The sequence below is a fragment of the Streptodolium elevatio genome, from assembly GCF_053592165.1.
This window is the reverse complement of sequence record NZ_JBSFVE010000062.1, coordinates 1-4,311: the sequence shown is the minus strand read 5'-3', so window position 1 is coordinate 4,311 and position 4,311 is coordinate 1. Positions and strand designations below refer to the sequence as shown.

Genomic DNA, 4,311 nt, shown 5'->3' with positions numbered 1-4,311 from the left:
CGCGTGCCCACCCCCACCCGGCACACGGCCTCCGGCACTGGCGGCCCCGCGGCGCGGACACCCCCACCGCGCCCGGGACCGCCCGCACAACCCGGGCCGCTCACGAGCGGAAGTCCGGTCCCGCGTGTCACCGGCCGGGCGTACGTTCAGAACCCCTTCCCCGGGAACGGGGCACCGCCGCCACCGCCACCGCCGTCATCGTTGTCCGCGTCCGTGCCCCCGATCGGCATCGCCACGTGAAGATCACCCGTGCTTCCACGGGACCCTAGCCAATCCCCCACCCCACCCCTCGGGTTTCGCCCGGTCCGCCGGACTCCCGGGCGGGCCCTCACCGACAGCCCTTGCGGCCGCGGTCGGCCTGCCGCGCCACCTGGGCAGCCCGGACGGCTGCGGCGAGTTCGGTGTCCCGCTTCTCCAGTCGGCGCTCGCCTCCTTCTCGGACGCCTTCGGACTCCAGGCACGGCTTGCACAGCTCGTTCTGCCGTGCCCCGCGCGGCCCCGCGGCCTCGACCTGCTCCCACCGCTCGTCGCTGAACGTGGCACCGCACCGGGTGCAGACCGGGCGCTTCGCTTCGCGTTCGGCCGCCTCCCGCTCGCGCCCGCGGCGGTCGCGTTCAGCGAGTTCGGTCCGGAGCAGCGTGTCGCCGTCCGGGTTGTCCGACGCGTCGGCCAGCCTCTGCCAGCCGTCCCAGCCGCCACCACACCGGCCCGCCGTCGTGACCGGACCGGCCGCTACCGGGCGCTGTTGTCTCCGGGGCTGCCCGCGCCCACCCATTCGTCGTGGTACTGGCAGAAGATGTCGCGCACCGCGTCGCCCGATGCGCAGGTAGTCGAGGTCGTTCAGGTTCGCGAGAGACACCCGGATCGACCACTGCGGACCGTCGAAACCGCCGCCGTTGAGTTGGGCCGGGATCCGTATTTCCTGCGCGGTGGTCCGGGCGGTCGCGGATGACCCGCAGCATGCGTTGCAGAACGACTGGGAAGCCGTCGTCAAACGATCGGCTCAAGGCTCCGCGGCAAGCTCTGGACCGTGTCCGCCTTGCTCGTTGTCCAGTTGGGCCACCTGGGCTGAGTCGGCGGCCGGTTCCGGGCGCCACACGCTGTCCGGACTGGGCAAGGGCCCGTCAACCGCTCCCGTGGCTGCGGACAGGCCGTGTGTGGCGGGGGTCGTAACGACGGACTCGATCTCGGAGGCGACCGCCACCTCTACTTGTGCCGTCTCGGGGACGTAGGCCGGTATTGCGCTGGCCTGCTCGAGCGCAGCAGCACCGAGTCCCGTGGCAGCGTACGTGCGGGCCCTGCCCCTCCACTGGAACAACTGCGCCGCGGGGCCCGGCGTGAACGGGGGGATCGCCGCCTCAAGACGGTCGCTGATGTACTCGTTGCCTTCGTGGGCCGCGGTCGTGTCGATGGTGACGTTTTCCACGGCGGAGGGCGCGAGTTCGCCGGTCAGGCTTGTGGCATAGCTACCCAACTCCCCGGCAAGGTCGTCAAGTTCGACCTTGCCGGGAGGCTTTCCGATGATGCCGCCGACGATCTCCTTGAGGTCGTCGAGCATCGCGTTCGGGTAGCCCGGGACGACACCGCCGTGCATCCACTCGGGATGGGCGTTCGCCACGAGGACATGCCCGACCTCATGCGCACCCATCCGGGCGAAGTGCTCACCCTCCCGGTCGAGCGCGCCGTGTTGGAGCAGGATGCCGTGCTGTTCCGGGCTGGCCCATCGCCGACTCACCTGGATGGCGACACCGTAGTTCGCCAGGTCCACGTCCGGACCGTCCCGGCGGACGGCCTGAACGACGTTGGTGTGCAGGACGGCGTTCTCGGGCCATCCCCTGCCGTCGTGCGGCTGAACATGGAACGGGAGCACGTTCCCCTTCGCGACCGACGCATAACGGTCCACGGCGCGGACGATCCCGTCCGCGTACCCGGCGACCGCCTCCATCGCGGCGCCGTCGCCGAAATCGACCTGCGGCGACTTGTCCTTCAGGAGCGCGCTGGTGACGCCCGCCCGTGCGACGGACGCGAGCCTGGACTCGTCGGGGATGTGCAGGATGTGACTGCCCCGATCGAAGTCGAGCGCCTTCGTCAGGCGTCTGCGCACGATGTCGGCGAGGTCGGCGGGCGAGCGTGCCGAATGGACGTCAGTACGCCTGAGCCACATACCGTGTTTTCTCCCGCGTAGCGCCCGACGGGCCGCAGCTTCTCCCGCCCAGCGCCGATCGGCCTGGACACCGACACTCGCAGCCTAACGGCCCCGGCCGGCGCGTCCGGGAGCCGACCGCTTGTCGTGTCTTGGTGGCGTCGGCAGCGTTCACCGACCCGGCGCCGGGACGGATCCGCCGGTCGGCACCGCGCGCCTCGTGACAGCCCGCGCCCGGTGAACCGCCGCCGCGGGCGGCCGTGCTCGGCGCGCTGCTGTTCCTGCGCGACCCCGCCCCCGCGCAGGACACCCCGGCTCCGGCGCTCGGGTCCGCGGGTCGACGAGGACGCGTCGTGACGGCCGCGGCGGGCGTGCCCGCATCCCGCTGTTTGCGGGTGGTCACGGCGTAGCGCAGGGGAGGATCCGGTCGAGGTGGTCGCGCAGGATGCGCAGGGCGGCGTCGGCGGTGCGCTGGCCGACCAGCACGCTGGTGCCCAGGCCGTGAGCGAGGGTGAGCAGGTGCGCGGCCTCGCCCGCCGGATCGCACGCCCCCGATAGTTCTCCGGCGCGCCGGGCGTGCGCGAGGACACCGGCCAGTTCCTTCTCCAGGCGGTCGGGTCCGTCGACGAAGGGCTGCGCGGCCAGTTCCGTGTCGGTCATCGCCAGAACCGCGTAGGAAGTCCACGCCAGGTGGAAGGCGCGGCTGGGCTCGTCGGTGGGCAGCGCCTCGGCGAGCAGCGCCTCCACGAACGCCCGCGCGCCCACCGGGCGCGACAGCGCGGCCGACCGGGCCGCCCACCGTGCGCGGCTTTGCTCTTCGAGCCGTGCAAGCGCCGCGTGCATCAGCTGCGCCTTGGTCGCGAAGTAGTACTGCACGAGGTTCAGCGACGTACCGGCCTCGGTCGCCACCGCCCGCATCGTCACCGCGTGCGGCCCCTCCCGCGCGGCGACGCGGACCAGAGAGTCGGTGATGTGCGCCCGCCGCGCGGCGCAGTTCATGGTCGTTCTGGACGTGTCGGTGATGAACGTCGCGCTGCCGTCCATCCAGGGCGCACTCGGGTTCGGCGCGTCTGGCCTGGAGTAGGTCGTCGGCGCGTACGCCCTGGTGTTCGCGGGTTTCCTGCTGGTCGGAGGGCGCCTGGCCGACCTGCACGGCCGACGGCGGATGTTCCTGTGGGGACTCGCGCTGTTCTGCGCGGCGAGCCTGGCGGGCGGCCTCGCGACCTCGCCGTGTTCTGGTCGCGATGCGGACGATCCAGGGGCTGGGTGCGGCGGTGCTGGCACGGCCACACTGACTATCCTGACCGCCGCGTTCCCCGAGGGGCCAGGCCGTATCCGGGCGCTGGCGATCTGGACCGCGGTGAGCTTCACGGGCGGCGCGGCGGGCAACCTGATCGGCGGGCTGCTCACCGACGCCCTGTCGTGGCGGTCGATCCTGCTGGTCAACGCCCATTGTGGACCTTACGCCCGTTCACACCGCCCCGGCACCCGCACCACCCGACAGGAGCACGCGGGTTCCGGGGCAGCGCCGATCGCCGGCGCGAAGGGCCCGCGCCGCTACCGGTGCGCGGATCGCACCGGACGGCGACGGACATCGCTGCCAACTCCTGATCCGCCGGCACCGCACCACCGGCGAACTCGCGTTCTACCGGTGTTTCACCCCGGCCCCGTCCCGCTGGCCGTGCTGGTGCGGGTTTCCGGGATCTGCTGGTCCATCGAGGAATGCTTCCAGGCCGCCAAGGGCTACGTTGGCCGTCACTACAGGTCCGCAACCACCGCTCCTGGCACCGCCACGTCACCTTGGCCATGCTCGCCCTCGCGTTCCTGGTCGCCGCCGCCGGGCGACGAGGCGGCGACGGCGAACAGAACCCGATCAGGCTGACGGTCAACGAGATGCCCTCCGGTCAGCGTCGTGCTCTTGACCGCGCAACGACCACCGCGATGGTTCTGGCCAGGTCCAACTGGCGCTGACGACACCAAGCCCGAGTCCGAAACGCCCACTACCAAGCACGTGATCACGAAGTACGGCTGGAGTACTAGCCCGGGCGGATTGCGGCCTCGATGTCGGCCAGTTGGGCGGCGAGGATCTCTTCGAACGCGGCGTGGCGGTCCGCCCCGAGAGGGCGGACTTCGCGTCCGAAGTGGGCCAGCGCGGGGAAGTGTTCGGG

The 4,311-nt window shown here is 71.7% G+C and carries 4 protein-coding genes and 1 pseudogene; 1 reads left to right on the top strand and 4 read right to left on the bottom strand.

Features of this window, described 5'->3' with window-relative positions; genetic code table 11:
- Positions 1 to 328 precede the first annotated feature (328 nt).
- The 3 genes from ACWD12_RS40805 to ACWD12_RS40795 form a co-directional block, all read right to left on the bottom strand.
- Positions 329 to 775: a hypothetical protein gene (locus ACWD12_RS40805; RefSeq protein WP_450103925.1), complete on the bottom strand. Its 447-nt coding sequence runs from the start codon at positions 773 to 775 to the stop codon at positions 329 to 331.
- Positions 776 to 1,003: 228 nt separating this feature from the next.
- The gene (locus tag ACWD12_RS40800; RefSeq protein WP_450103924.1) at positions 1,004 to 2,164 is read right to left on the bottom strand and encodes a hypothetical protein; all 1,161 of its coding nucleotides are present in this window, start codon (positions 2,162 to 2,164) and stop codon (positions 1,004 to 1,006) included.
- Positions 2,165 to 2,542: 378 nt separating this feature from the next.
- Positions 2,543 to 3,187, bottom strand: a complete 645-nt coding sequence (locus tag ACWD12_RS40795; RefSeq protein WP_450103923.1) for a TetR/AcrR family transcriptional regulator — start codon at positions 3,185 to 3,187, stop codon at positions 2,543 to 2,545.
- A gap of 61 nt (positions 3,188 to 3,248) precedes the next feature.
- On the opposite strand from ACWD12_RS40795, the gene ACWD12_RS40790 reads away from it, so the two are divergent.
- Positions 3,249 to 4,025 (top strand): MFS transporter, encoded by a 777-nt coding sequence (locus ACWD12_RS40790; RefSeq protein ID WP_450103922.1) that lies wholly within the window; start codon positions 3,249 to 3,251, stop codon positions 4,023 to 4,025.
- A gap of 154 nt (positions 4,026 to 4,179) precedes the next feature.
- Here the strand turns inward: ACWD12_RS40790 and ACWD12_RS40785 are convergent.
- Positions 4,180 to 4,311: pseudogene (locus tag ACWD12_RS40785) on the bottom strand (TetR/AcrR family transcriptional regulator); the annotation flags it as partial.